This window comes from Streptomyces sp. NPDC058646 (genome assembly GCF_042716875.1).
Classification (GTDB): Bacteria; Actinomycetota; Actinomycetes; order Streptomycetales; family Streptomycetaceae; genus Streptomyces.
In genome coordinates this window covers 269,026-292,612 of the sequence record NZ_JBHXRK010000001.1, presented here as the reverse complement: position 1 = coordinate 292,612, position 23,587 = coordinate 269,026, and the positions used below count along the sequence as shown (strand labels likewise).

22 protein-coding genes are annotated in these 23,587 nt (G+C 72.9%); 9 read left to right on the top strand and 13 right to left on the bottom strand.

Features of this window, described 5'->3' with window-relative positions; genetic code table 11:
• Nucleotides 1-106 precede the first annotated feature (106 nt).
• Nucleotides 107-1,420: a GNAT family N-acetyltransferase gene (locus ACFWUZ_RS01305; RefSeq protein WP_384365107.1), complete on the top strand. Its 1,314-nt coding sequence runs from the start codon at nucleotides 107-109 to the stop codon at nucleotides 1,418-1,420.
• Between the two features lie 152 nt (nucleotides 1,421-1,572).
• Nucleotides 1,573-2,172, top strand: coding sequence for an isopentenyl-diphosphate Delta-isomerase (gene idi, locus ACFWUZ_RS01300; RefSeq protein ID WP_384365104.1), 600 nt, complete (start codon nucleotides 1,573-1,575; stop codon nucleotides 2,170-2,172).
• A 78-nt stretch (nucleotides 2,173-2,250) separates the two neighbouring features.
• Here idi and ACFWUZ_RS01295 read toward each other — a convergent pair whose 3' ends face one another.
• Nucleotides 2,251-2,799, bottom strand: coding sequence for an ATP-binding protein (locus ACFWUZ_RS01295; RefSeq protein WP_384366256.1), 549 nt, complete (start codon nucleotides 2,797-2,799; stop codon nucleotides 2,251-2,253).
• 130 nt (nucleotides 2,800-2,929) lie between these two features.
• Nucleotides 2,930-3,607 carry an HdeD family acid-resistance protein gene (locus ACFWUZ_RS01290; protein ID WP_384365101.1) on the bottom strand — a complete coding sequence of 226 codons (678 nt, stop codon included), beginning with the start codon at nucleotides 3,605-3,607 and terminating at the stop codon, nucleotides 2,930-2,932.
• A 78-nt stretch (nucleotides 3,608-3,685) separates the two neighbouring features.
• Here ACFWUZ_RS01290 and ACFWUZ_RS01285 point away from each other — a divergent pair, with 78 nt between their 5' ends.
• On the top strand, nucleotides 3,686-4,444 hold the full coding sequence (locus ACFWUZ_RS01285) for an enoyl-CoA hydratase/isomerase family protein (RefSeq protein ID WP_384365098.1): 759 nt from the start codon (nucleotides 3,686-3,688) through the stop codon (nucleotides 4,442-4,444).
• On the opposite strand, the gene ACFWUZ_RS01280 is transcribed toward ACFWUZ_RS01285, so the two are convergent.
• Both ACFWUZ_RS01280 and ACFWUZ_RS01275 read right to left on the bottom strand, forming a co-directional pair.
• Nucleotides 4,431-5,057: a DJ-1/PfpI family protein gene (locus tag ACFWUZ_RS01280; protein WP_384365096.1), complete on the bottom strand. Its 627-nt coding sequence runs from the start codon at nucleotides 5,055-5,057 to the stop codon at nucleotides 4,431-4,433. The two genes, ACFWUZ_RS01285 and ACFWUZ_RS01280, sit on opposite strands and share 14 nt — an antisense overlap.
• Nucleotides 5,058-5,249: 192 nt before the next feature.
• A complete protein-coding gene (locus tag ACFWUZ_RS01275) occupies nucleotides 5,250-6,206 on the bottom strand; it encodes a GlxA family transcriptional regulator (RefSeq protein ID WP_384365093.1) in 957 nt (318 codons plus the stop codon).
• A gap of 100 nt (nucleotides 6,207-6,306) precedes the next feature.
• Between ACFWUZ_RS01275 and ACFWUZ_RS01270 the strand changes: the two genes are divergently transcribed.
• Nucleotides 6,307-7,944: an ABC-F family ATP-binding cassette domain-containing protein gene (locus tag ACFWUZ_RS01270; protein ID WP_384365090.1), complete on the top strand. Its 1,638-nt coding sequence runs from the start codon at nucleotides 6,307-6,309 to the stop codon at nucleotides 7,942-7,944.
• Between the two features lie 103 nt (nucleotides 7,945-8,047).
• On the opposite strand, the gene ACFWUZ_RS01265 is transcribed toward ACFWUZ_RS01270, so the two are convergent.
• The 5 genes from ACFWUZ_RS01265 to ACFWUZ_RS01245 all read right to left on the bottom strand — a co-directional run bounded on the left by ACFWUZ_RS01265 (nucleotide 8,048) and on the right by ACFWUZ_RS01245 (nucleotide 14,247).
• Complete coding sequence (locus tag ACFWUZ_RS01265) at nucleotides 8,048-8,827, bottom strand: SDR family NAD(P)-dependent oxidoreductase (protein WP_384365087.1); 780 nt, start codon at nucleotides 8,825-8,827, stop codon at nucleotides 8,048-8,050.
• 27 nt (nucleotides 8,828-8,854) lie between these two features.
• On the bottom strand, nucleotides 8,855-10,033 hold the full coding sequence (locus ACFWUZ_RS01260) for an MAB_1171c family putative transporter (RefSeq protein WP_384365084.1): 1,179 nt from the start codon (nucleotides 10,031-10,033) through the stop codon (nucleotides 8,855-8,857).
• Complete coding sequence (locus ACFWUZ_RS01255; protein ID WP_384365082.1) at nucleotides 10,023-10,532, bottom strand: hypothetical protein; 510 nt, start codon at nucleotides 10,530-10,532, stop codon at nucleotides 10,023-10,025. Before ACFWUZ_RS01255 ends, ACFWUZ_RS01260 begins: the two co-directional genes overlap by 11 nt.
• A 273-nt stretch (nucleotides 10,533-10,805) precedes the next feature.
• Nucleotides 10,806-13,280: a Tex family protein gene (locus ACFWUZ_RS01250; RefSeq protein ID WP_384365079.1), complete on the bottom strand. Its 2,475-nt coding sequence runs from the start codon at nucleotides 13,278-13,280 to the stop codon at nucleotides 10,806-10,808.
• A gap of 103 nt (nucleotides 13,281-13,383) precedes the next feature.
• Entirely contained in the window at nucleotides 13,384-14,247 is an 864-nt protein-coding gene (locus tag ACFWUZ_RS01245) for a hypothetical protein (RefSeq protein WP_384365076.1), read from the bottom strand.
• Nucleotides 14,248-14,780: 533 nt separating this feature from the next.
• On the opposite strand from ACFWUZ_RS01245, the gene ACFWUZ_RS01240 reads away from it, so the two are divergent.
• Nucleotides 14,781-16,340 carry a M1 family metallopeptidase gene (locus tag ACFWUZ_RS01240; RefSeq protein ID WP_384366253.1) on the top strand — a complete coding sequence of 520 codons (1,560 nt, stop codon included), beginning with the start codon at nucleotides 14,781-14,783 and terminating at the stop codon, nucleotides 16,338-16,340.
• Between the two features lie 5 nt (nucleotides 16,341-16,345).
• Here the strand turns inward: ACFWUZ_RS01240 and ACFWUZ_RS01235 are convergent, their stop codons facing one another.
• Nucleotides 16,346-17,248 (bottom strand): oxygenase MpaB family protein, encoded by a 903-nt coding sequence (locus ACFWUZ_RS01235; protein WP_384365073.1) that lies wholly within the window; start codon nucleotides 17,246-17,248, stop codon nucleotides 16,346-16,348.
• A gap of 147 nt (nucleotides 17,249-17,395) precedes the next feature.
• Here ACFWUZ_RS01235 and sph point away from each other — a divergent pair, with 147 nt between their 5' ends.
• Nucleotides 17,396-18,385 (top strand): sphingomyelin phosphodiesterase, encoded by a 990-nt coding sequence (sph, locus tag ACFWUZ_RS01230; RefSeq protein WP_384365070.1) that lies wholly within the window; start codon nucleotides 17,396-17,398, stop codon nucleotides 18,383-18,385.
• 159 nt (nucleotides 18,386-18,544) lie between these two features.
• Here the strand turns inward: sph and ACFWUZ_RS01225 are convergent, their stop codons facing one another.
• Nucleotides 18,545-18,862 (bottom strand): 4a-hydroxytetrahydrobiopterin dehydratase, encoded by a 318-nt coding sequence (locus ACFWUZ_RS01225; RefSeq protein WP_384365067.1) that lies wholly within the window; start codon nucleotides 18,860-18,862, stop codon nucleotides 18,545-18,547.
• 1 nt (nucleotide 18,863) lies between these two features.
• Nucleotides 18,864-20,108, bottom strand: a complete 1,245-nt coding sequence (locus ACFWUZ_RS01220) for a Twin-arginine translocation pathway signal (protein ID WP_384365064.1) — start codon at nucleotides 20,106-20,108, stop codon at nucleotides 18,864-18,866.
• A 176-nt stretch (nucleotides 20,109-20,284) separates the two neighbouring features.
• On the opposite strand from ACFWUZ_RS01220, the gene ACFWUZ_RS01215 reads away from it, so the two are divergent.
• On the top strand, nucleotides 20,285-20,473 hold the full coding sequence (locus tag ACFWUZ_RS01215; RefSeq protein WP_384365061.1) for a hypothetical protein: 189 nt from the start codon (nucleotides 20,285-20,287) through the stop codon (nucleotides 20,471-20,473).
• Nucleotides 20,470-20,679 carry a hypothetical protein gene (locus tag ACFWUZ_RS01210; protein ID WP_384365058.1) on the top strand — a complete coding sequence of 70 codons (210 nt, stop codon included), beginning with the start codon at nucleotides 20,470-20,472 and terminating at the stop codon, nucleotides 20,677-20,679. The genes ACFWUZ_RS01215 and ACFWUZ_RS01210 overlap by 4 nt, the downstream gene beginning before the upstream one ends.
• A gap of 133 nt (nucleotides 20,680-20,812) precedes the next feature.
• Here the strand turns inward: ACFWUZ_RS01210 and ACFWUZ_RS01205 are convergent, their stop codons facing one another.
• A complete protein-coding gene (locus tag ACFWUZ_RS01205) occupies nucleotides 20,813-22,711 on the bottom strand; it encodes an AMP-dependent synthetase/ligase (RefSeq protein WP_384365054.1) in 1,899 nt (632 codons plus the stop codon).
• 85 nt (nucleotides 22,712-22,796) lie between these two features.
• Here ACFWUZ_RS01205 and ACFWUZ_RS01200 point away from each other — a divergent pair, with 85 nt between their 5' ends.
• A complete protein-coding gene (locus tag ACFWUZ_RS01200) occupies nucleotides 22,797-23,552 on the top strand; it encodes a MerR family transcriptional regulator (protein ID WP_384365051.1) in 756 nt (251 codons plus the stop codon).
• The last annotated feature ends 35 nt before the right edge of the window (nucleotides 23,553-23,587 follow it).

The following is a 23,587-nucleotide window of genomic DNA, read 5'->3' as shown; positions in this document are numbered from 1 at the left end:
CACCCCCCTTTCCTTCCGGGCACCCGGCCAGGCCCGATCCGACGGCTGAGCAAGCCGCACCGCTGATCGCGCCTCGTCGGCCGGGGCCCCCGTTCGAGGGTTCACGTTGACCGACAACACCCACACCACCTCCGACACCTCCGGGCACGCCTCCGCCGACGCCCTCCACGAGGCGTTCTTCGCGCTCCACCACGGCCTGCCCCGGCAGGCCCCCGGTTCGGACGCCACCACCCGGCACCTGCTGTCCCTGTGCGGACCGCTGCCCGAGCGGCCGCGCGTACTGGACCTGGGCTGCGGTCCCGGCCGCAGCGCCCTGCTGCTGGCGGCCGAGGCGGGCGGCGCCGACGGCGCCGAGGTCACCGCCGTCGACCTCCACCGGCCCTTCCTCGACGAGCTCCGTACCGCCGCGGCGGCCCGCGGGCTCGACGGCCGCGTCCGCACCGTCGAGGCCGACATGGGCGCTCTCCCCTGCGAGGACGGCTCCTTCGACCTCGTCTGGGCGGAGGGCTCCGCCTACACCATCGGCTTCGACACCGCGCTCGAGCGGTGGAAGAGGCTGCTCGCCCCCGGCGGCACCCTCGTGCTGACCGAGTGCGAGTGGACCGTCGCGGATCCGTCCGCCGGCGCCCGCGCCTTCTGGGACGAGCACTACCCGCTGCGCTCCACCGCGGGCAACCTGGCGGCCGCCCGGGCCGCCGGGTACCAGGTGCTCGGCGTGCACCACCAGCCCGGCTCCGACTGGGCCGAGTACTACGGCCCGCTCGCCGAGCGGGTGCGCACCTTCCCGGCCCCGGCGACCCCCGCGGCGCGGGCGGCGTCGGCCGCGACCCGCGAGGAGCTCGACGTACGGGTGCGCCACGGCCACGAGTACCGGTGCACGGGCTACGTCCTGCGTCCGGTGAGCGCGGGCGACGGCGGCACCTGGCGGACCCGCCCGGAGACCGGGGCCGACACCGCCGCCGTCCGGGAGGTCGTCCGGGCGGCGTTCGAGACCCCGCTGGAGGCGGATCTCGTGGACGCGCTGCGCACGGACGACGCCTGGGTGCCGGGTCTGTCGTACGTGGCCGAGGGCCCGGACGGGTCGGTGGCCGCGCACGCCCTGCTGACGGCGTGCGCGGTCGACGGCGTGCGGGCGCTCGCCCTGGCGCCGGTGGCCACCGCTCCCGCGCTCCAGCGCTCGGGGGCCGGCAGCGCGGTCGTCCGGGCCCTGCTCGCCGCGGCGGAGGAGCGCGGCGAGGCGCTGGTCCTCGTCCTGGGGCATCCCGGGTACTACCGGCGCTTCGGGTTCGTCCCGGCGTCGCGCTTCGGCATCCGGGCGCCCTTCGAGGTGCCTGACGAGGCGCTGATGGCGCTGGTGCTGGACGATTCGGTTCCGGTGCCTGCGGGGACCATCGCGTACCCGGCTCCCTTCGGCCTCTGACCCCCTCCGCTGCCGAGGACGCGCCCGGCCCTGTGATCTGCCCCTCGCCGTTTACCACGCGGCGAGGGGCAGACATGCGCGGATCACCGAAGTAGGGACAAGCCGCTTTTGTACGGCAGACTGAAGGCCGAAGTCCGAAGCGAAGGATGGGTATGCCGACCACACCAGCCACCGCCGCGAACGGCGCGTCCAACGGCACCGGCGCTCAAGAAGCGATCATGCTCGAACTGGTCGACGAGTCCGGCAACACCATCGGCACGGCGGAGAAGCTCTCCGCCCATCAGGCGCCCGGGCAGCTGCACCGGGCGTTCTCGGTGTTCCTCTTCGACGAGCAGGGCCGTCTGCTGCTCCAGCAGCGCGCCCTCGGCAAGTACCACTCCCCCGGCGTGTGGTCGAACACCTGTTGCGGTCACCCCTACCCCGGGGAGTCGCCCTTCGCGGCCGCGGCCCGGCGGACCCACGAGGAGCTGGGGCTGTCCCCGTCGCTGCTCGCGGAAGCGGGCACCGTGCGCTACAACCACCCGGATCCCGCTTCGGGTCTGGTGGAGCAGGAGTACAACCACCTGTTCGTGGGACTTGCGCAGGCGGCGCTGCGGCCGGATCCGGCGGAGGTGGGTGACACCGCCTTCGTCACCGCCGCGGAACTGGCGAAGCGGCACGCGGAAGTACCGTTCTCGGCCTGGTTCATGACCGTGCTCGACGCGGCGCGGCCCGCCATCCGCGAGCTGACGGGCGATGCGGCGGGCTGGTAGCCCGTACGCCGTCCGGAGGGCCGGAGCCGGTGGATCGTGCGTGGTTCGGACGATCGGAGCCGGTGGGCCGTACGCGGTTCAGACGACCGGAGCGGTGGGTACGACGGGTCCCGCGGGCGAGGCCGGGCCGGCGGGTCCGGCCGGGGCGGGCACAGTGAGCGGCAGGGCCGCCCAGATCACCTTGCCGCCGGTCGAGGTGTGCTCGACGTCGCAGACCCCGCCGGCCTCCCGCGTGACCTCCCGTACCAGGAGCAGCCCCCGGCCGCCGGTCTGGCCGAAATCGGCCTCCAGCGCCTTCGGGCGGTACGGGTGGTTGTCCTCCACGGCCACCCGTACCCACTCGCGGCCGATCGCGACCTCGACGGCGACCTCCGGCGAGAGCAGTGCGGCGTGCCGGACCGAGTTCGTCACCAGCTCGGAGACGATCAACAGCAGGGAGTACACGAGGTCCTGCCGGGCGGGCACCCCTTGGCGCCCGAGGAGGTCCCGGACCGCCCGGCGGGCCTGCGGAACGGATTCTTCTACGGCGGGCGCGGTGAACCGCCACACCCCTTCGTAGGCGAGGGGGTGTGCCGGAGCCTCCGGCTCACCCCCCCTGGCCGGCGGGACGCTCCCGCTGAGGTCCATGTTCCGTCCCCCGTCTTCGCGCTCGATCGTGTCCACGCGTCAAGAGTGGGGAACGCGCTCGTCCGGACCGAAGCACTGACCAGAAGTCAGCGTGATTCGGACGCTTTCTGAACACTGGCGTATGACAGAGTCAGTTGTTCGACTGTTCCTGATCTTCTACCGGTCGGTTCTCCGCCGCCTGGCGCGTACCGTCCGCCGGGCCCGGCCCGGCCGGCGCCTCGTCTTCGCTGACCAAGCCCAGGATGCGCCGGGCGCCCAGGCCCGTGGCGATCAGACTGAGCCCGTCGAACAGCAGCGCGAGGGAGAAGAAGGTTCCGATCACGTACAGACTGTTGCCCGGCCAGTTGGACAGGATCAGGACGCCCAGCAGGATCCCGAAGGCGCCCTGGACGAGCGCGAGCCCGAAGTTGGTGCCCCGCACCACCAGGGCACCGACCAGCCGGAACACCCCGCCGGTGAGGAAGAGCAGGGCGGCGAACATGGTCAGCGCCTCGGCGCTCGCCTCCGGACGGCGCAGGATCACGAAACCGGCCGCGAGGTTGATCGCGGCGACGATGACGGCGAGCCAGAAGTAGTTCCCCCTACGGGACTGCACGGCCTGCAGCAGCCCCACCACACCGCCGATGAGCAGCAGCCAGCCGAAGAGGAACATCGAGGTCAGCGTGGCCACGCCGGTGTAGACCAAGCCGACCAGACCGGCCAGCACGAGGAGCACTCCGAGCAGGGCCAGCAGTCCGAAACTGCGCCCCAGCTTCTTCTTCTCCCGCCGGGGGTCGCGGTCCCTCTCTTCGGAACGGTCTGCGCCCATGAGCGTGCCACCTTCCTCGCACCCCCCGAACGGACTCCCTTGATCATAGGATCGACGGCCCGGGATAGCATCCGGCGCATGGAAGCAGCCCTGGACGCAGCCCTCCCCTGCACGGTCGCCGACGGGGTGGCCACCGTGGTCATCAACCACCCCGCGAAGCGCAACGCCATGACGGCCGCGATGTGGCGGGCGCTGCCGGAGCTGCTCGCGGAACTGGCGGCCGACCCTGCCGTACGGGTGCTGGTGCTCACCGGAGCCGGGCCGACCTTCTGCGCCGGAGCGGACATCTCCTCGCTGACCGGGGACGAGGACCCGCAGGCCCTCGCCGTCGCGGCGGAGGAGGCCCTGGCGGCCTTCCCGAAGCCGACGCTGGCGGCGATCCGCGGGTTCTGCGTGGGCGGCGGCAGCCAGCTGGCGGCCGCCTGCGACCTGCGCTTCGCGGAGGAGGGGGCCTCGTTCGGGGTGACCCCGGCGAAGCTCGGCGTCGTCTACCCGGCGTCCTCCACCCGGAGGCTGGCGGGGCTGGTGGGCCCGGCGTGGGCCAAGTACCTCCTCTTCTCGGCCGAGTTGATCGACGCCGAACAGGCGCTGCGCGCGGGGTTCCTGAACGAGCTGGTGCCCGCCGGTGACCTGGACGAGCGGGTGGCCGGGTTCACCCGCGTCCTGACCTCCCGGTCGCAGCTGACGCAGGCGGCGGCCAAGGAGTTCGCCGACGGCAGGACCGACCGGGACGGCCACTGGGCGGCCGAGGCCGCCGGCAGCGGCGACACCGCGGAGGGTGTCGCCGCCTTCCTGGAGCGCCGCGCGCCCGTCTTCCGCTGGCCTACAGCGGACTGACCCCCCGCAGCCTCGCGACGATCTCGGCCGGGGCCTTGTCCGGGGAACCGGCGTCGTAGGGCGGCTGCGGGTCGTACTCCGTCATCAGCTGGACGGTCTGGGCGAACGTGTCCCCCGCGATCCTGCCGAGCAGGGTGAGCCCCATGTCGATCCCGGAGGACACCCCGGCGGCGGTGACGTACTTGCCGTCGAACACGACGCGCTCCCCGGTGGGCCGGGCGCCGAACTGCGGCAGCTGGTCCAGGAACAGCCAGTGGCCGGCAGCCCGCCGCCCGTCGAGCAGTCCGGCCGCGGCGAGCAGCAGGGAGCCGGTGCAGACGGAGGTCGTCCAGGTGGTGGTGGCGTCGACGGCCCGCAGCCATTCGATGACGGCGGGGTTCTTCATCTCCACCTCGGGGTGCGGGCCGCCGGGCACGATGACGATGTCGGGCCGGGTCACTTCGCCGAGCGCCTTGTCCGCGACGAGCGCGAGCGCGCCGTTGTCGGTCCGCACGGGACCCGGCCGCTCGGACACGAAGACGACCTCGGCCCCCTCCAGCCGGCCGAGGGTGTCGAAGGGGCCGATGGCGTCGAGGGCGGTGAAGCGGTCGTAGAGCAGTACGGCGATCTGCATGGCTCCTCCGGAGCGGTCGGGTCGGGTCGGGTCGGTCGGCTCGATGCGGTCTGCCGGCCGGTCCGGGTCCGGTCGGTCGGTGCGACCGGGTCCGGTCGGGTGTGGTCCTGTCGGGCCCGCCCGGTCAGGCCGGACCGGTCGGGGGCGGGCCCGGGCGGGTGGGCGGACGCCGGGGCAGGGGTCGGAGGCGGGTCAGGGGCCGAAGCGGCGGCGGTATTCCGCGGGGGGCTGGCCCAGGGCCCTCACGAAGGCGCGGCGCAGCGCCTCCGGCGTGCGGTACCCGCATGCGCGGGCGACCTGGGCGACGCCCGTGGAGCTCTCCTCCAGCAGACGGCGGGCGTGCTCCACCCGCACCCGTTCCACGTACCGCCCCGGCGTCACCCCCGTCTCCGCCTGGAAGGCGCGCGCGAAGTGCCGCGGCGACAGCCGGGCCCGGGCGGCGAGCGCCTCCACGCCGAGGTCCCCCTCGGGGTGCTCGGTGATCCACTGCTGCACGTCCCGCAGCGGCTCCCGCCGGGCCGTCTGCGCCTCCAGCTGCGCGCTGAACTGCGCCTGGTTGCCGGGCCGGCGCAGGAACACCACCAGGTGCCGGGCGATCGTCAGCGCCACGTCCCGCCCGTGGTCCTCCTCCACCAGCGCCAGCGCGAGGTCGATCCCGGCCGTGACCCCCGCCGAGGTGGCCACGGGCCCGTCCCGCACGTAGATGGGGTCCGGCTCCACCACGACGCCCGGGTAGTCCCGCGCCATCCCCTCGCAGGCGTTCCAGTGCGTCGTCGCCCGCCGCCCGTCCAGCAGTCCGGCCTCGGCGAGCAGCAGCCCTCCCGTGCACACGGACACCAACCGCTCCGCGCGACCCCCGTACGCGCGCAGCCAGTCGGTCAGCCTCGGCTCGAAATCGGCCGTGAAGCGGCCCCCGGGCACCAGCAGCGTGGTCCCGGGTCCAGGCCGGGCGCCCTCCAGGTCCGCGTCCGGGACGAGCGTGAGCCCGCTGCTCGTACGGACCGGCCCGCCGCCGGGCGACACGGTGCGGATGGCGTACCCGGCCCGCCCCGGGAAGTGGTCCACGGCGGCGAACACCTCCACCGGCCCGGTCACGTCCAGGCTCTGCACCCCGTCGTAGAGAACGACCAGTACGTTTCGCAACACCATGACCCCATGGTGTGACGCCGGCCCGATGGCCGCAATGACGTGCATCCCACCTTTACTGCCATCCGGGGGCGCGTCCGGGCCCGGATAGGATCGACGGACCATGACTGCAACCCTCGTCGCCAAGAAGCTCACCGCCGCGCACGGTGAGCGCACGCTCTTCGCCGATCTCGACCTCGTCGTCGCGCCCGGCGACGTCATCGGTCTCGTCGGCGTCAACGGCGCCGGGAAGTCCACCCTGCTGCGCCTGCTCGCCGGACTGGACACCCCGGAGACGGGTGAGCTGCGGCTCTCCCCGCCCACCGCCGCCGTGGGGCACCTCCCCCAGGAGCCGGAACGCCGGCCCGCCGAGTCGGTACGCGACTTCCTGGCCCGCCGAACGGGCGTGACCGCCGCGCAGGCGGAGCTGGACGCGGCGACGCAGGGCCTGGTGGACGGCACGCCGGGCGCGGACGACGCGTACGCGACCGCGCTGGACCGGTGGCTGGACCTCGGCGGGGCCGATCTCGACGAGCGGGCCGAGGAGGTCGCGGCCGAGCTCGGTCTCACGGTGGGCCTGGACCTGCCCATGACGGCGCTCTCGGGCGGTCAGGCCGCCCGCGCCGGCCTCGCCTCGCTGCTCCTGTCGCGCTACGACGTCTTCCTGCTGGACGAGCCCACGAACGACCTGGACCTGGACGGCCTGGAGCGGCTGGAGCAGTTCGTCAAGGGGCTCCGCGCGGGCACGGTCGTGATCAGCCACGACCGCGAGTTCCTGACGCGGACCGTCACCAAGGTCCTCGAACTCGACCTGTCCCAGCAGCAGATCAACCTCTACGGCGGCGGTTACGAGTCCTACCTGGAGGAGCGCGAGCGCGCCCGTACCCACGCGCGCGAGGAGTTCGAGGAGTACGCGGGGAAGAAGTCCTCCCTCGAAGGCCGCGCCCAGATGCAGCGCAACTGGATGGACAAGGGCGTGCGCAACGCCCGCCGCAAGGCGGGCGACAACGACAAGATCGGCAAGAACCTGCGCGGCGAGTCCAGCGAGAAGCAGGCCGCCAAGGCCCGCCAGACGCAGCGCGCGATCGAACGGCTGGACGTCGTCGACGAGCCCCGCAAGGAGTGGGAGCTGCGCATGGAGATCGCGGCGGCCCCGCGGTCGGGCTCGGTCGTGGCCACCCTGCGCGAGGCCACCGTCGAGCGCGGCGACTTCGCCTTCGGCCCGGCCAGCCTGCAGATCGACTGGGCGGACCGGGTTGCGATCACCGGGGCCAACGGCGCGGGCAAGTCCACCCTGCTCGCCGTCCTGCTGGGCCGCCTCGCCCCGGACTCCGGCTCCGCCACCCTCGGCTCGGGGGTGCTGATCGGCGAGGTCGACCAGGCCCGCGGCCTGTTCCTGGGCGACGAACCCCTGCTGGAGGCGTTCTGCGCGGCGGTCCCGGACACCGAGCCGGCCGAAGTGCGCACCCTGCTGGCGAAGTTCGGCCTCAAGGCGGCCCACGTCCTGCGCCCGGCGGCCACCCTCTCCCCGGGTGAGCGCACCCGCGCGGCCCTGGCCCTGCTCCAGGGCCGCGGGGTGAACCTGCTGGTCCTGGACGAACCCACCAACCACCTCGACCTGCCGGCGATCGAGCAGCTGGAGGCGGCCCTGGAGGCGTACGAGGGCACGTTGCTGCTGGTCACGCACGACCGCCGGATGCTGGACGCCGTCCATGTGACCCGCCGTCTGCGGGTGGCGGACGGCAAGGTCACCGAGCTCTAGGCCGTCTCTTCGCGATCGTGCCGGGCCCGCGCTGCCCGCCTCGATGACCGGGGTGCCGGAGTCCCGGAGTCCACGGCTCCGCGGATCCGGTCCCCCTGCGCCGTCATCGGCCCTGTCCTTCGGGGGCCCGGCGCTTGCGGGCCAGCCTGCGGGCCACGAAGGTGCGCGGGAGGTGGCGGGCGGCGAAGGCGTAGGCGCGGTAGCGGCGGCCGGTGATGCTGACCGGGCGGCGCAGCGCGAGATCGCGCAGGGCCCGGTCGACGACGGCGTCCGGCTCCAGCCAGACCGCGTCGCGCAGGGCGCTGACGTCCATCCCGGCCCGTTCCTGGAACTCGGTGCGGGTGAAGCCGGGCACCACCGCCAGCACCCGGACCCCGTACGGCTCCATGTCCACCCGGAGGGATTCGCTGAAGGCGGCCACCCAGGCCTTGGCGGCCCCGTACGTGCCGGTGGGCAGGAGGCCTGCCACCGAGGAGACGTTGAGCACGGCGCCGCAGCGGCGCTCGCGCAGGCCCGGCAGCACGGCGTGGGTGAGCCGCAGGGGCACCTTCACCAGCAGGTCGAGCATCCGCTCCTCGTCCTCGACGGGGCTGTACGGGAAGGGCGCGGACAGTCCGAAGCCCGCGTTGTTGACCAGGATGTCCACGGGCCGGGCCCGGTCGGCGAGCCGCTCGGCGACGGCCGTGCACTCCCGGGCGTCCAGCAGGTCGGCGGGGAGCACTTCGGACTCCGTGCCGAACTCGCTGCCGAGGGCGTCGGCGAGGGCGTCGAGGCGGTCCTTGTCCCGGGCGACGAGGACGAGGTCGCAGCCCTTGGCCGCGAACCCGCGGGCGAAGGCCGCACCCAGCCCGGCACTGGCCCCGGTGATCAGAACGGTGGTCAAGAGTCTTTCACTTTCTGGGCGAGCGGGTCACGGGGTGAAGGCCGTGGTGGTCGGCGAGGCGTAGGCCTGGGCCACGTCGACGAGGAAGCGGGCCTCGTCCTCCAGGCCGTTGCCCTCGCCGGAGGTCTGGATGGCGGCGGGCAGGGTCAGCGCGGAGGCCTCCGCGGCCCGGCCCGGGAGGCCGGCGAGCTTCGCCTGCCGTGCTTCCTTCAGTACGCAGGCCAGCGCGGCCGCGGTCCGCCGCTGCTCGGGGACCCCGCGTCCGGTGACGTGGCCGCGGGCCAGTTCCGGGACGCCCGGGGCGACGTACTCGCCGAGGATGAGGATCGCGTCACGGGTCTCGATGACCTTGCGGTACACCAGCAGGTTCCGTGGGACGGGGGGCCACAGCAGCTCCACCAGCCGGCCGGCCCGCGGCTTGTTGAGGGCCACGTGCGGGACGGCCTGGACCAGGTCGCGCCACAGCGGCCAGAGCTGCCAGGCGGTGGAGATGTCGGCGGTGGTGCGGCGCAGGGTGAACAGGGTCGGCACCAGGATCGCGGCGGCGCGCAGCAGTCCGTGCAGGTTCATCAGGAGCGGCAGGGCGGGCATCGCCCAGGTGCTGCCGAAGAGGGCCTTGAGCAGGTAGGCGAACCAGAACAGGCCGGCCAGCGCGGTGCCGAGGCCGAACAGCCGCAGCCCGGCGGCGAGGCCCCGGCTCTCGGTCCGCCGGCTGTAGCGCCAGCACAGGGCGACGCAGACGGTGTTGGCGATGACGTGCGCGGAGATGAGCACGAGCCAGTACGCGAGGGAGGGCACCGGGTCGCCCACCAGAGGCATGGTGTGCGTGCCGTGGCCGGGTGCGGTCGCGTCCAGGGCGAGGAGCGCGGTGACCCAGGCCACCGTCGCGATGCAGGAGGCGAGCTGGAGGCGGCGGCCGCGGGTGGCGGCGGCCACGAAGTAGAGCACGGCGCCCGCCGACAGGACGCCGATCAGATTGCGGACGATGCCGACGGTGTGCGAGTGGTGCGGGTCCCGCATCGCGTAGGTGACGACGGCGGGAAGGTTCAGGGTCATCGCGGCGGCGGCGGTGGCGACGGCGAACCACAGGCCGCGCTGCTGCGGGGAGCGCAGTGCTCCCGGGGCGCGCAGCAGCACCGCGATCCACAGGCACACCACGCTCGGGACGGCGAGCCAGTCGCCGATGGCGGTCAGGTCAGCCCCCATGGCTCCCCCGCTCGTGCCGCTCGTATCCCATCGCGGACTCCAGCCGGGACAGGGTGTCCCCGGCGCGGACGGCCGACGGGGGTGCGGAGTTCGCCGTGCGGATGCGGATCATGCTGGCGAGCATCTCCGCCTCCTGCTCCTGGCGGGTGGTGTAGTTCGTGCGCCCGAGCACCACCGGCGCGTGCCCGTCGATCTCCTCGCCCAGCAGCGAGTTGTGGCCGAACAGGATGTGGCCGAGTTCGTGGAGGACGATGTGTTCCCGGTGGAGCGGGGTGGTCTGCGCCTCGTAGAAGACGTAGTCGACACTGGCCGTGCCGACCCACAGCCCGCAGACCCCGGACTCCGCCGCCTCCTTGGGGAGCGGGTGCAGCCGGATGGGGCGGCCGCGCTGCTCCGCTATGCGCTGGCACAGCCCGTCGAGGGAGAAGGGTCGGGTCAGATCCAGATGGCCGAGAATGTTCTCGCACCTCTTGCGCAGGCTGAGTTGCGGGTAGGGCATGTGATCCCTCTTCGGACCCTTTCGCGGGCAGCGTCGGTAGGCGTGTGTGGGCATGGGCATGACGTCCTGTGCCTTCAAGGCGGCCTCGGGGAATGCGGTCCTGAGGGGAAAGCGGAAGCCCGTTCGCCAGAAGACGAACGGGCGTTCCTTCATGCCTACAGATCTTGTACGGGAATTGGCAAGGCGTTCCCCCGCACGAGGTGCCTATTCGGCCATTCCGTACGGAGTCCCCCACGTCCCGGGTGGCTGCAAACCCTCCCCGGGGCCGCGGGTTCAGCGCTTGCGGCGCTCCTCCGGGCCCGTGAGGCCGGCCCTGCGCAGGGCGTCGGCCATGGCACTGTTGGCGGGCGCGGGGGCCGAACCACCCGAGCCGCCCCCCTGCCGCGGGCCCTGACCCTGGCCGCGCCGGCCGCCCTGGCCCTGACCCTGCCCCTGGTTGCTGCCGCCCTCGCGGGCACCCGCACCACCGCGCTGCTGCGGCGGACGGCCGCCGCCGCCCTGCCGCTCGCGCCGCTCCTGCCGGTCCTCGCGCTGCCTCGGCGCGCCCGCGCCGCGCTCCGCCCCGGCCTCGTCCTCCAGCCGCAGGGTCAGGGAGATCCTCTTGCGCGGGATGTCCACGTCCATGACCTTGACGCGGACGATGTCGCCGGGCTTCACCACGTCCCGGGGGTCCTTGACGAAGTTCTTCGACAGCGCCGAGACGTGGGCCAGGCCGTCCTGGTGGACGCCGATGTCGATGAACGCCCCGAAGGCGGCCACGTTCGTGACCACGCCCTCCAGGATCATCCCGGGGGTCAGGTCTCCGATCTTCTCCACGCCCTCCTTGAAGGTGGCCGTCTTGAAGGCGGGACGCGGGTCTCGGCCCGGCTTCTCCAGCTCGCGCAGGATGTCCGTGACGGTCGGCAGGCCGAAGGCCTCGGTGACGAACTGCTCCGGGCGCAGGGAGCGCAGCACGGCGGTGTTGCCGACCAGTGCCGCCACCTCGCCGCCCGCCGTCTTCCCCATGGCCCGCACCACCGGGTAGGCCTCCGGGTGCACGGCCGAGGAGTCCAGCGGGTCGTCCCCGCCGCGGATCCGCAGGAAGCCCGCGCACTGCTCGTACGCCTTCGGGCCGAGCCGGGCCACGTCCTTGAGGCCCTTGCGGCTGCGGAAGGGGCCGTTGGTGTCGCGGTGGGCCACGATGTTCTCGGCGAGGCCGCCACTGATGCCCGACACCCGGGAGAGCAGCGGGGCGGAGGCGGTGTTGACGTCCACCCCGACACCGTTCACGCAGTCCTCGACCACCGCGTCGAGCGAGCGGGAGAGCTTCACCTCGGACAGGTCGTGCTGGTACTGGCCCACGCCGATCGACTTCGGGTCGATCTTGACCAGTTCGGCGAGCGGGTCCTGGAGGCGGCGGGCGATGGAGACGGCGCCGCGCAGCGACACGTCCATGTCCGGGAGCTCCTGCGAGGCGAAGGCGGAGGCCGAGTACACGGAGGCGCCGGCCTCCGAGACCATCACCTTGGTCAGCTCCAGCTCCGGGTGGCGCGTGATCAGGTCCCCGGCCAGCTTGTCGGTCTCCCGCGAGGCCGTGCCGTTGCCGATGGCGACCAGCTCGACCGCATGCTCCTTCGCGAGGCGGGCGAGCTTGGCGAGGGACTCGTCCCACTTGTTGGCGGGCACGTGCGGGTAGATCACGTCGGTGGCCACCACCTTGCCGGTGGCGTCCACGACGGCGACCTTCACGCCCGTACGGAAGCCCGGGTCGAGGCCGAGGGTGGCGCGGGTGCCCGCGGGGGCCGCGAGCAGCAGGTCGCGCAGGTTCGAGGCGAAGACCCGCACCGCCTCGTCCTCGGCGGCGGCGCGCAGCCGGGTCCGCAGGTCGATGCCGAGGTGCACCTGGATCTTCGTACGCCAGGCCCAGCGGACCGTGTCGGCCAGCCACTTGTCGCCGGGGCGGCTCTGCTCGGAGGGGGTCGCGATGCCGAAGCGGCGGGCGACCATGCCCTCGTACGTGGACGGGCCGGGGATCTCGGCCGGCGGTTCCGGTTCCAGGGTGAGGTCGAGGACCTCCTCCTTCTCGCCGCGGAGCATCGCGAGGACGCGGTGCGAGGGCAGGGCGGTGAAGGGCTCGGCGAAGTCGAAGTAGTCGGCGAACTTGGCGCCCGCCTCCTCCTTGCCCTCGCGGACCTTCGCGGCGAGCCGGCCGCGGCTCCACATGCGTTCGCGCAGCTCGCCGATCAGGTCGGCGTCCTCGGCGAACCGCTCGGTGAGGATCGCCCGGGCGCCCTCCAGGGCGGCGGCGGGGTCGGCGACACCCTTGTCGGCGTCGACGAACGCGGCCGCGGCGGCGGCCGGTTCCACCGACGGGTCGGCCAGCAGGCCTTCGGCGAGCGGCTCCAGACCGGCCTCGCGGGCGATCTGCGCCTTCGTGCGCCGCTTCGGCTTGAAGGGCAGGTAGATGTCCTCCAGCCGGGCCTTGGTGTCGGCCGCGTTGATCCGCGCCTCCAGCTCGGCGTCGAGCTTGCCCTGCTCCCGTACGGAGTCCAGGACCGCCTTGCGCCGGTCCTCCAGCTCGCGCAGATAGCGCAGCCGCTCCTCCAGGGTCCGCAGCTGGGCGTCGTCGAGCATCTCGGTCGCTTCCTTGCGGTAGCGCGCGATGAACGGCACGGTGGAGCCGCCGTCGAGCAGCTCGACGGCGGCCACGACCTGCCGCTCCCGTACGCCGAGCTCCTCGGCGATCCTGCCTTCGATGGACATCGTCACGATCGGGTCCCGCCTGCCTTCGTTTGCACTGGAAGGCTGCCAATTGTGGCAGGTGGCAGTGGCGGACGCGGGGAACCCTGCTGGTTGGCGCCCGGGACGCCGGTCAGGCCTTGCCGAAGAGGCCCGGGGGGAAGGCCCCGGCGCCGACCGCCCTGGCGACGAAACCGCCGCCGAGTTCGTGGAGACGGGCCAGGCCCTGCGCACCGAGGTGCTCGTACGGGGCCGCGTCCAGGCGGTCGGTGTCGGCCTCCACGCGCTCGCGTACGGCCTTGCCCTCCTCGGTGAGTTCCCCGTCCGCGTCGAGGATGCCGCGGGCGCGGAGCCGGGCGGTGGCGGCGTCCAGGTCCTCCTGGTCCCAGCCCCGGGTGGCCTTGATCCACTTCGCGCTCATGCCGCGGCCGGTGGCGGAGTGGCTGACCAGGGCCTCGACCGGGTCCAGGCCGGCGATGAGCAGGGCGGCGAGGTGGCCGTCGCCGCGGTGCTCGCGCAGCAGGCTGGTCGCGTGCCACAGCCGCAGGTGGGGCTCCTCGGGTACGGGGAGGTCGGCATGGGCGGCGTAGAGGGTGCGGGCGTGCCGGGTGCAGCCCTCGGTGGCCCGTATCGCCAGGGCGGCGGCCTCGGCGAGCTCGGGGGACCCGACGACCTCGTCGCCGAGGAGCCGTCGCAGGGTGCTGTCGGCGGCCCGCAGCCGGGCGGCGAGCGCCTGCTCGGGCGTGGCGGTCTCCCACACGGCGGGCAGGTGGCGGGCGACCAGGTCGTGCCGGTAGTTGGAGAAGGCTGCGGTGACCGCGCCGGCGCCGACCGCGCCCATGGCCGCGGAGCGGCTGGCGAGGTTGACGGCGGCGGGGTGCGTGACGCCGAGGGCGGCGAAGTGCTCGGCGAGGTCCGGCGAGAAGTAGATGGTGGCGTGCAGCGGGTTGATCGCGGCGTGCCAGCAGCGGCGGGCGGCGAGCGCGGGAAGTGTCATGCCGGGTAGGTTACCGACTGCTCAGTATGTCGACCCCCCTCCCGGGTCCTCCGGTTCTTTCGGGGCCGCCCTGCGATGTCGCTGGGACGCCCTGCGGTGTCGCTGGGACGCCCCTGCGGGGGCTGGCGGGGTCGCCGCCACGGCTGCGGCCGGGTCGCAACCACGCCCGGGGCCGGGAGCACGGGCCGGTCCCTGCTTCGGCCGCCGGACGGCCGTCCGGGCCGTTGGCGGGAAGGCGGTCCGGACGGTCGTCCGGGCCCTGGCGGGGACGCGGTTTCCGGTCGTCCTGGTGCGGGGTGCCGGGGGGAAGTCGGGGCCCGGGCGGTCCGCCGTCGCCGGCCGGCGGGTGCCGCGGGGCAGGCCGGGGACCGGGCGGGGCCGCACCGCGGCGCGCACGCGCCCCGTCCCGTGACGGCCGAATGGCGATCGTGTGACAGCAGGGGCCGTAGACATGACCTGGGGCGCCGAGGGTGAATACGGTCGAGCGACGCGTCATCGAACTGAGCTGTCTCCTCTACCCCTTGGAGTCCTTCGTGCACCGCAAAGTCATCGCCCCGAGCGTGCTCGCCGCCTCCCTCCTGCTGGTGATCCCGGCTTCGGCGGCCGGCTACGGCCCGGGGGCCCCGGGTATCGGCGACCCCTACTACCCGGCCAGCGGCAACGGCGGATACGACGTGTCCCACTACGACCTGCGCCTGCAGTACCAGCCGAAGACCGATCTCCTCGAAGGCACCGCCACCCTGCTGGCCACCGCCAAGCAGGACCTGTCCCGCTTCAACCTCGACTTCGGCCTGAAGGTCAGCGAGATCCGCGTCAACGGCGCCAAGGCGAAGTTCACCACCTCCGGCGCCCACGAACTGGAGGTCACCCCGGCCAAGCCGCTGGCGCGCAACACTCCGCTCAGCGTCGTCGTCAAGTACGCCGGAAAACCCTCCGAGTTCAAGGTCGACGGCTGGTCGGCCTGGGCGCGCACCCCGGACGGCGGGGTCGCCGCGCAGGAGCCGGACTCGGCCGTCTGGTGGTTCCCGAGCAACGACCACCCCCTGGACAAGGCCACGTTCGACGTGTCCGTCAACGTCCCGGACGGCACCCAGGCCATCAGCAACGGCGTGCTCCAGTCGCAGACCTCGAAGCTGGGCTGGACCCGCTTCAACTGGCGTTCCAACAAGCCGCAGGCCACCTACCTCGCCACCCTGGCCATCGGCAAGTTCGACATCACCACCGACAGGACGGCGAACGGGCTCCCGGTCCTCAACGCGTACAGCAAGGACCTCGGCGACAACGCGGGGGCCGCGCGCGCGAGCGTCGAGCGGACCACCGAGGTGGCGGAGTGGCTGGAGGGGGTCTTCGGGCCGTACCCCTTCAACGCCCTCGGCGGCTACGTGCCCAACGTGACCAGCGGCTACGCCCTGGAGACCCAGACCCGGCCGTTCTACAGCCCGCGCCAGTTCAGCAACGGCGCCAACGTCTCCGTGGTCGTGCACGAGCTGGCCCACCAGTGGTACGGCGACAGCGTCTCCGTCGACGGCTGGAAGGACATCTGGGTCAACGAGGGCTTCGCCCGCTACAGCCAGTGGCTGTGGTCGGAGAAGGAGGGCGAGGGCACCGCGCAGGAGCTCGCCGACTGGGCCTACGCCTCACGTCCGGCCGAGGACCCGTTCTGGCAGGTCAAGCCGGGCGACCCGGGGGCGGAGAACCAGTTCCACGGGGCCGTCTACGACCGCGGCGCGATCGCCCTCCAGGCGCTGCGCAACGAGATCGGCGACGAGAAGTTCTTCCAGATCCTCAAGGGCTGGCCGGCCGAGCGCGCCTACGGCAACGCCAAGGTCGGCGACTTCGTCCGGTACGCGGAGCAGGCCTCCGGCAAGCCGCTGGCCCAGCTCTTCGAGACCTGGCTGTACACCCCGGGGAAGCCGGACGTTTCCGCCCTGAACCCGGCGCAGCCCTCGGCCCGCTCGCCGCGGTCCGCACCGCCGGCCCAGGGCGCTCCCGCCGCCGGGCAGGTGGAGCCGAGGTCCTGGAAGAAGATCGCGGCGACGAACTCGGTCCACGAGCACGGCCGCGGCTCCGGCAGCGGGCACGACGGCCACTGACGGGGTCAGCGGGCGGCGCCGCGCCACCGGGCCCGCGCCGCCCGCGCGATCGGCAGGTACCGCAGCCGCTCGGGCAGCAGCGGTACGAGCAGCCGTACGACCGTGCTGAACCGCCGGAGCCTGCGCTCCTGGGCCGGGGTCCACTCCAGCCCGATGGCCGCGCGGGCCTCCGGCGGCATGTACCCGACGGTGACGAAGGCCCGCAGGCGCAGGAATGCCACCCGCAGGACCGGCCAGGTGAGCAGGAGCAGCAGGCGCACGGCGACGGAGCCGACCTCGGGGCGGGGCAGCGGCACGTCGGTGGCGACCAGTTCCCGGGCCACCTTGGTGGGCTCGATCTCCTCGGCCAGCATGCGGCCCCAGTACTCCCAGTACGCCTCGATGCTCTGCGGCATGTCCCGGTCATGGATGCCGAGGATCCGGCCGACCTGGAGCCATTCCCGGTACAGCTGCCGCTCCTGGGCGGGGGTGAACCGGCGCAGCAGGTAGCGGCCGGCGTAGAGGTAGACCGGGAAGCCCGTGGCGTGCACCCAGCCGTAGCAGGCGGGGTCGAGGGAGTGGTAGCGCCGGCCGCGGGTGTCGGTGCCCTGGATCTCCTTGTGCAGCCTGCGGACCCGGCGCCCTTCCTCGGCGGCCTCCTCGCCCCCGTACACCCACAGCTGGACGGAGCGCAGCGAGCGCTCGCCGCGGCCCCAGGGGTCGGTGCGGAACACGGAGTACTGGTCGACCCCGGCCCCGATCGCGGGGTGGGCGACCTGGAGGGTGAAGGCGGCGGGCAGCATCAGCAGGGCCCTGACGTCCCCGGCGATGGTCCACAGCACCCCGCCGGGCGGCGGGGGCGCGGGGTCGGTGCGGTGTCCGGCACCGGCCCGCGCACCGGGTCCTGCGGGCTGCTCCGTCGTACTCATGTGTCCAGTATGACCGGCTGCGTTCGCGGGTCTCCCCGCGATGTCCCCGGCCGGACAGAAAGTCGCTGCACGGGTGTTACCCAGAGGTAACCGTGGCTGCTTGGATGACGGAGCCGATCTTCCCCCGCAGGAATGATGGAGACCCCCATGCCCCAGAGCTCTCCCCGTCGTCACCGCGCCGCCGCCGCGGCCGTCGCGGCGGTCGCCGCCGGCGCGCTGGCCGCCACGACCGCGCCCGCCGCCACGGCCGCCGAGTCGGCCTCGGCCCCGCGGCTGAGCGTCCTGTCGTACAACGTGTTCCTGATGAGCAAGAGCCTCTACCCGAACTGGGGCCAGGACCACCGGGCGGCGGAGATCCCCCGGGCCTCCTTCTACCAGGGCCACGACGTGGTCGTGATCCAGGAGGCCTTCGACAACTCCGCCTCGGACGCGCTGAAGGCCAACTCGGCCGCCCAGTACCCGTACCAGACCCCGGTCGTCGGCCGCAGCAAGAGCGGCTGGGACGCCACGGGCGGCGCCTACTCCTCCACCACCCCGGAGGACGGCGGCGTCACGGTCCTCAGCAAGTGGCCGATCGTGCGCAAGGAGCAGGTGGTCTACAAGGACGCGTGCGGCGCCGACTGGTGGTCCAACAAGGGCTTCGCCTACGTCGTCCTGAACGTGAACGGCGCCAAGGTGCACGTGGTCGGCACGCACGCGCAGTCCACCGACCCGGGCTGCGGCTCCGGCGAGGCGGCGCAGATGCGCGCCCGCCAGTTCCGCACCATCGACTCCTTCCTCGACGGGAAGAACATCCCGGCGGGCGAGCAGGTCATCGTGGCGGGCGACATGAACGTCGACTCGCACACCCCCGAGTACGCGTCCATGCTCGCCGACGCCGACCTGGCGGACTCCGACTCGCGGACGGGGCACACGTACTCCTTCGACACCGCCCTGAACTCGATAGCCCGGTACCGATACCCCACCGACCCGCGCGAGGACCTGGACTACGTCCTCTACCGCAAGGGCAACGCCCGCCCGGCGGGCTGGGAGAACAACGTGGTCAAGGAGCAGTCGGCGCCCTGGACGGTCTCCAGCTGGGGCACCTCCTACACCTACGACAACCTCTCGGACCACTACCCGGTGATCGGCCGCTGAGGGGCCCCGTAGCCGGACGAGGCTCCAGCCGGGCGTGGGCTCCTCAGCGGACACCTCTTCCGCCGGAGCCCACCTCGGCGCCATCCGAGCCTGCGCGGACGGCGCGGAATCAGCGCGGGTGACACCGGCAACACCGGCCCGGCCAGACAGAGTCGGCTGTCAGTCCAGGGGGAGCGCCTGGTGCGCGGCCACGATGGCGTCGATACGGTGCGCAAGGTCGAAGTCAGCTCCGGTCAACCGGTTCCCCGCGTCGTGTGTGGTGATGGACGCGCGCAGGTGATCGATGCGCAGGTCGAGGTCAGCGTGATGCTGAACCCGTCGGGACCGGTCCGCAATCGTCACGATCGCGGCCACCGCCGCGTGGTAACGGATGGGGTACGTACGGGTGATCGAATCCCCGTCCTGTTCCCAACCGGGCAGCTTCCCCAGCCCTTCGGCGATCTCCTCCTGCGTCAACGGCCGCGGTACGCCACCCATGTCAGCTCCCCTCGGTCACGGGCGCCAGGACCTCGGCAAGGTCCCGGCCTACGGTGGCATCGTGCCACGGTCGCATGGCCTGTTCCAGGGCGCCGAGTTCACGGAGCATGCGCGCGGACCCGGTTTCTGCCGCGATCTCTACCGCCGCTCGGGCGATCTCTACCGCCTGCTCCGGCTCCAGGGCGCCAGCGGCCGCGGTGGCGTGCCGGGCGAGGTAGACGCCGCGGTCCCGGCGGGCGGTGGCAGGGACCGCCGCGAGGACCTGGGACCACAGGGATTCCGCTTCGCGTCCGAGGCCGAGCCTCCCGTAGCAGGTGGCCCGCTGAACCTCCAGGTATCCGGGGGTCCGACGGCATGCGTTACCCCACGGGAGGTCGTCATCGACTCGGGACAGGAGTCCGCCAGCGGCATCGATCAGCCGGTCGACGGTCCTCCGGTCACCGGTCAGGCTGGCGCCGTGGGCCTGCTGCTGCATGGCCATGATCCGCACTTTCGGGAAGATCCGGTCACCGTGGAGCGCCGCTTCGCACAGGTCGATGACGCCGTACCCGTCGCCGAGGTCGGTGCGGACCTGCGCGAGGTTGACGAGGGAGTAGCCGACGAGGTGCGGATCCCGGGATCGGGCCGCGATCTCCTGCGTTATCCCCCGCCAGAACGCGGCGGCGCCGAGGTCACCGGCGTCCTGGTAGAGCCAGCCGACGAGCGCGGCGTACGCGGCGCCGACGCGGAGGAGTCCGCGGCGGGTCTCGCCCTTCGCTGACCGGACGAGTTTGTCAATGAGCTGGTACTGCGCGCTGACGGTTCCGATGAGGTCGTGGGGGCCGAGGAACATGTCGGCTCGGTAGTGCCCTTCGAGCTGCTGCTGGAAGTAGTCGATGAGCGCGGGGTCGACGTGCTGGGTAGCGACGGGGCCGGGCACGAGCGCTGCGGCGGTGACGGATACGAAGGTCCTGCGCTTCACGTCTTCCTCTTGGTGTGCCTCGGGTCGGAACCAGTCGGCGGGCGCCGTGAATCCGAGGTCCTCCGGCCACTGCCCGAGCGCGTCGTGCAGCACGGTCGCGGTTTCCTCCGGCGGCCAGCCGGGCGCGCCGCCCTCCCACCGGCGCCACGTGCGGGCGCTGACGGTGAAGTGGGGGTCGTCGAGGAACCGTTGTCCGTGTGCCTGGAGCGCTGCCGCCGCGGCCTCCATGCTGCGCCACCCGACCCGGAGTCGGGCTGCTCGGAGCGCGTCGTTTCGGTGGCCCATGGCCCCAGTCTGAGGTGTCATCACATCAGCCCCCGGCCGTGGCCGCTACGTGGCCGCGGATGGCCACGTGATGGCCTATCTGCCCCTCCGCGTGCCCGGCCATCATCCTCCTGTGGCCGTTACTCCCGCAGGAGAACGGCCGTCTCACCCGCAGACGACGGTAGGGAGCGCCGGACATGGCGAGCACGATCAAGACCGAGCACCTGGAGCTGTTCCCCCGGCGATGGCCGGTCCCGCCGGACACGTGCGAGGAATGCCATCGCCACGCGATGGAGCGCATCCGGGCACACGGCGCCCGCGATTCGTCCCGCGTGAGCGACCTGAACGTCCTGATCCGCCGACACCACCCGGAGGCGGCGCGATGACCGAGGCGTACGAGGACGTCCCGCACCACCTGCTCCGCAAGCGCGTCCGCGACATCGCGTCCGGAGCCGAGGGCGAGCTGATGGCCGTGGTCAACGAGACCGTGTCGAACACGGGCGTCGAGCGGTGGGCGGAGCTGGCGTACATCCGGATCGCGTCCGGCCGCGAGATCACTACGGCCGTCGCCAACATCGAGGCCGCCGGGTGACCGGCTGCCCCGGGCACCCGCTGTCCGTCACCGCCCTGTCTGGCGGGGAGCGGGGTGACGGGCTGGGTATGTCGACATTCCACAGCCCCGGTCCGGTGGGCGGGTGCACGCCCACCGGACCGGGCCGTTGGGGTTACGCCCGGCGAACGCCTTCCGGTTCCCCGGGTGCCTCCCCGCCGGGTCCCTCGTACGGCTCCTCGTACAGCCCGTCGATCAGCGCCCCGTACTTCTCGCGGACCACGCGGCGGCGGAGTTTGAGCGAGGGGGTGAGCTCACCGGTGTCGGGCCCCCACTCCGCCGTCAGCAGCCGGTACCGCTTGATCTGCTCGGTGCGGTTGAGCCGGGCGTTCGCGGCCTCGACCGCGCGGGCGACCTCCTCGCGGACGGCGGGGTGTGCGGCGAGGGCGGCGGGGGAGGCGGCCTCGATGCCGCGTGCGGCGGCCCAGGCCGGGGCCAGTTCCGGGTCCAGGACCAGCAGGGCCACGAGGTAGGAGCGGCCGTCTCCGTGGACCATGGCCTGCCCGATCAGCGGGTGCTCCTTGACCGTGTTCTCCACCAGCGCCGGCGAGACGTTCTTGCCGTTCGAGGTGATGATCAGTTCCTTCTTGCGGTCGGTCAGCCAGAGGAACCCGTCCTCGTCGAGCCGCCCGATGTCCCCCGTCGGGAACCAGCCCTCGGCGTCGGCCGCGCTCTCCAGGGAGCCGTCGGGCCGCAGGTAGCCGCCGAAGACGGTCGCACCGCGGGTGAGGATCTCCCCGTCCTCGGCGAGCTTCAGCTCCACCCCCTCGATCGGGCGGCCCACCGAGCCGAGCCGGAAGGCGTCCGGGCTGTTGACCGTGCACACGCCGGAGGTCTCGGTCAGCCCCCAGGCATCCATGATGGTGATGCCCCAGCCCGCCCAGAAGCGGACCACGTCGATCGGCATCGGGGCGGTGGCGCTGGCCGTCCACACGAGGCGGTCCAGCCCGGCGAGGCCGAGCAGCGGGTCCAGCACCCGCTCCTTGGTCCGGGCGTACGTGGCTTCGAGCGCCGCCGGCACCTCCTCACCGCGCTCCCGGTGGCCGGCGCGCGTGCGGGCCAGGTCGTTCGCCGCCTCGATGGCGGCGCGCTGCTCCTCGGGCAGCCGCGCCAGGACCGCCCGTACGGAGGCGGCGAGCTTCTCCCACACCCGGGGCACCCCGAAGAACTGCACCGGGTGCAGCTCGCGGACGGCGGCGGACACGGCGGCCGGATCGGCGCACAGCCGTACGTGCGCGGCGCGCAGCAACGGCAGGTAGATCCCGAGGATCCGCTCGGCGATGTGCGCGAAGGGCAGGTAGCACAGGTGCTCGGCGTGCTCGGGCAGGGCCACGTTCCGGTCGAGGCGGACAGACTGGAGCATGAGGTTGCGGTGGGTCAGCCGGACGCCCTTGGGGTCGCCGGTGGTGCCGGAGGTGTAGACGACCGTCAGCGGGTCCTCGGGGCGCCAGAACTGGTTCTCCGGGTCCTGCCAGGCCTTCTCGAAGGCGTCCGCGCCGTCCAGCCGGACGCCGCTCGCGTACACGTCCTCGTACGCGCGGTGCGGTCCCGCCTCGGCCGCCTCGGCGACGACGAGCCGTTCCAGGGGCACGCCGGGGTCGTCCAGGAGCGGCTCCCAGCGGGCGAGTTCGCGGGCTCCCTCGACGACCGCGACCCTGGCCCGGCTGTGGCGGGCGATGTGCGCGACCTGCTCGGCCGCGGAGGTCCCGTAGACGGTCACGGGGACGGCGCCGAGGTGGACGAGGGCGAGGTCGCTGAGCCAGTGCTCGGGGCGGTTGCCCATCATCAGCAGCACGTGTTCACCGCGCTCGACGCCGAGGGCGCGGTAGCCGGAGGCGAGGACGGCGACCTCGCGGCGGGCCTCGGCCCAGGTGAGGGTGGTCCACGGGGCCGTTGCGGGGCCGGCGCGCCACGAGAGGGCGGGCAGGTGCCCGTACGCGGCGGCGTTGCGGGCCAGCAGGGCCGGGAGGGTGAGCTCCTCGGGCCGTCCGGGCAGTCGCAGGTTCGTGGTCATGGGCAGCTCCTGGCCGTTTCACATCGTTGGTGCGACAGCAATACTGTTGAACCCAAGCTGTGGAGCAGAGAGCGAGGCGCAGACGATGACCGACCGGGCACCCGAGCCGATGCTCACCGTGGACGAGCTGGCGGCCCGGGCGGGCGTCACCGTCCGCACCGTACGGTTCTACAGCACGCGCGGGCTTTTGCCCCCTCCCGCGATCGGTCCTCGCCGGGTGGGCCACTACGGTCCGGAGCACCTGTCCCGGCTGGCGCTGATCGAGGAGCTGCAGCACCAGGGGATGACGCTGTCGGCCATCGAGCGGTACCTGGACGCCCTCCCCGACGACCTGAGCGCGCACGACCTGGCCATCCACCGGGCGCTGGTGGCGAGCTGGGCTCCGGACGCGGCGCTGGAGGCCTCGCGGGCGGAGCTGGAGAAACGGGCGGGGCGCGGCCTGTCGGACGGCGACGTCGAGCGGCTGACCGCGATGGGCGTACTGGCCCCCTCGGGGGACGGGTTCCGGGTGGACGTGGGGCTGCTGAGGCTGGGCGTCGCACTGCTCGACGTACCCATCGCGCACGAGACGATCCTGGCGGCCCGGACGGTGCTGATGGAGCACACCCGGTCGGCGGCGCACGAGCTGACGGCGCTGTTCCGGGACGAGGTGTGGGGGCCGTTCACCGAGGGCGAGAGCGATCCGGAACGGGTGGAGTCGATGAAGGCCCTGTCGGCGCACATGCAGCCGATGGTGGTGCAGGCCCTGGTGACGGCGTTTCAGCGGTCGCTGCGGGAGGAACTGCGGGCGGCGTTCGTCTCGGAACCGGAACGGACACCGGACGTCGGCCCGCAGGCCTGAGCGGCAACTGTCGGGCCGTGCGGATAGGTTGACGG

What these genes read in the sequence shown, in the direction of transcription:
- ACFWUZ_RS01220 (WP_384365064.1), bottom strand. Translation starts at nt 20,108, where the DNA reads ATGGGCCACCGAAACGACGCGCTCCGAGCAGCCCGACTCCGGGTCGGG.
- ACFWUZ_RS01225 (WP_384365067.1), bottom strand. Translation starts at nt 18,862, where the DNA reads ATGGGTGGCGTACCGCGGCCGTTGACGCAGGAGGAGATCGCCGAAGGG.
- ACFWUZ_RS01205 (WP_384365054.1), bottom strand. Translation starts at nt 22,711, where the DNA reads ATGACCACGAACCTGCGACTGCCCGGACGGCCCGAGGAGCTCACCCTC.
- ACFWUZ_RS01200 (WP_384365051.1), top strand. Translation starts at nt 22,797, where the DNA reads ATGACCGACCGGGCACCCGAGCCGATGCTCACCGTGGACGAGCTGGCG.
- ACFWUZ_RS01290 (WP_384365101.1), bottom strand. Translation starts at nt 3,607, where the DNA reads ATGGGCGCAGACCGTTCCGAAGAGAGGGACCGCGACCCCCGGCGGGAG.
- ACFWUZ_RS01280 (WP_384365096.1), bottom strand. Translation starts at nt 5,057, where the DNA reads ATGCAGATCGCCGTACTGCTCTACGACCGCTTCACCGCCCTCGACGCC.
- ACFWUZ_RS01210 (WP_384365058.1), top strand. Translation starts at nt 20,470, where the DNA reads ATGACCGAGGCGTACGAGGACGTCCCGCACCACCTGCTCCGCAAGCGC.
- idi (WP_384365104.1), top strand. Translation starts at nt 1,573, where the DNA reads ATGCCGACCACACCAGCCACCGCCGCGAACGGCGCGTCCAACGGCACC.
- ACFWUZ_RS01245 (WP_384365076.1), bottom strand. Translation starts at nt 14,247, where the DNA reads ATGACACTTCCCGCGCTCGCCGCCCGCCGCTGCTGGCACGCCGCGATC.
- ACFWUZ_RS01235 (WP_384365073.1), bottom strand. Translation starts at nt 17,248, where the DNA reads ATGAGTACGACGGAGCAGCCCGCAGGACCCGGTGCGCGGGCCGGTGCC.
- ACFWUZ_RS01255 (WP_384365082.1), bottom strand. Translation starts at nt 10,532, where the DNA reads ATGCCCTACCCGCAACTCAGCCTGCGCAAGAGGTGCGAGAACATTCTC.
- sph (WP_384365070.1), top strand. Translation starts at nt 17,396, where the DNA reads ATGCCCCAGAGCTCTCCCCGTCGTCACCGCGCCGCCGCCGCGGCCGTC.
- ACFWUZ_RS01270 (WP_384365090.1), top strand. Translation starts at nt 6,307, where the DNA reads ATGACTGCAACCCTCGTCGCCAAGAAGCTCACCGCCGCGCACGGTGAG.
- ACFWUZ_RS01215 (WP_384365061.1), top strand. Translation starts at nt 20,285, where the DNA reads ATGGCGAGCACGATCAAGACCGAGCACCTGGAGCTGTTCCCCCGGCGA.
- ACFWUZ_RS01260 (WP_384365084.1), bottom strand. Translation starts at nt 10,033, where the DNA reads ATGGGGGCTGACCTGACCGCCATCGGCGACTGGCTCGCCGTCCCGAGC.
- ACFWUZ_RS01275 (WP_384365093.1), bottom strand. Translation starts at nt 6,206, where the DNA reads ATGGTGTTGCGAAACGTACTGGTCGTTCTCTACGACGGGGTGCAGAGC.
- ACFWUZ_RS01295 (WP_384366256.1), bottom strand. Translation starts at nt 2,799, where the DNA reads ATGGACCTCAGCGGGAGCGTCCCGCCGGCCAGGGGGGGTGAGCCGGAG.
- ACFWUZ_RS01285 (WP_384365098.1), top strand. Translation starts at nt 3,686, where the DNA reads ATGGAAGCAGCCCTGGACGCAGCCCTCCCCTGCACGGTCGCCGACGGG.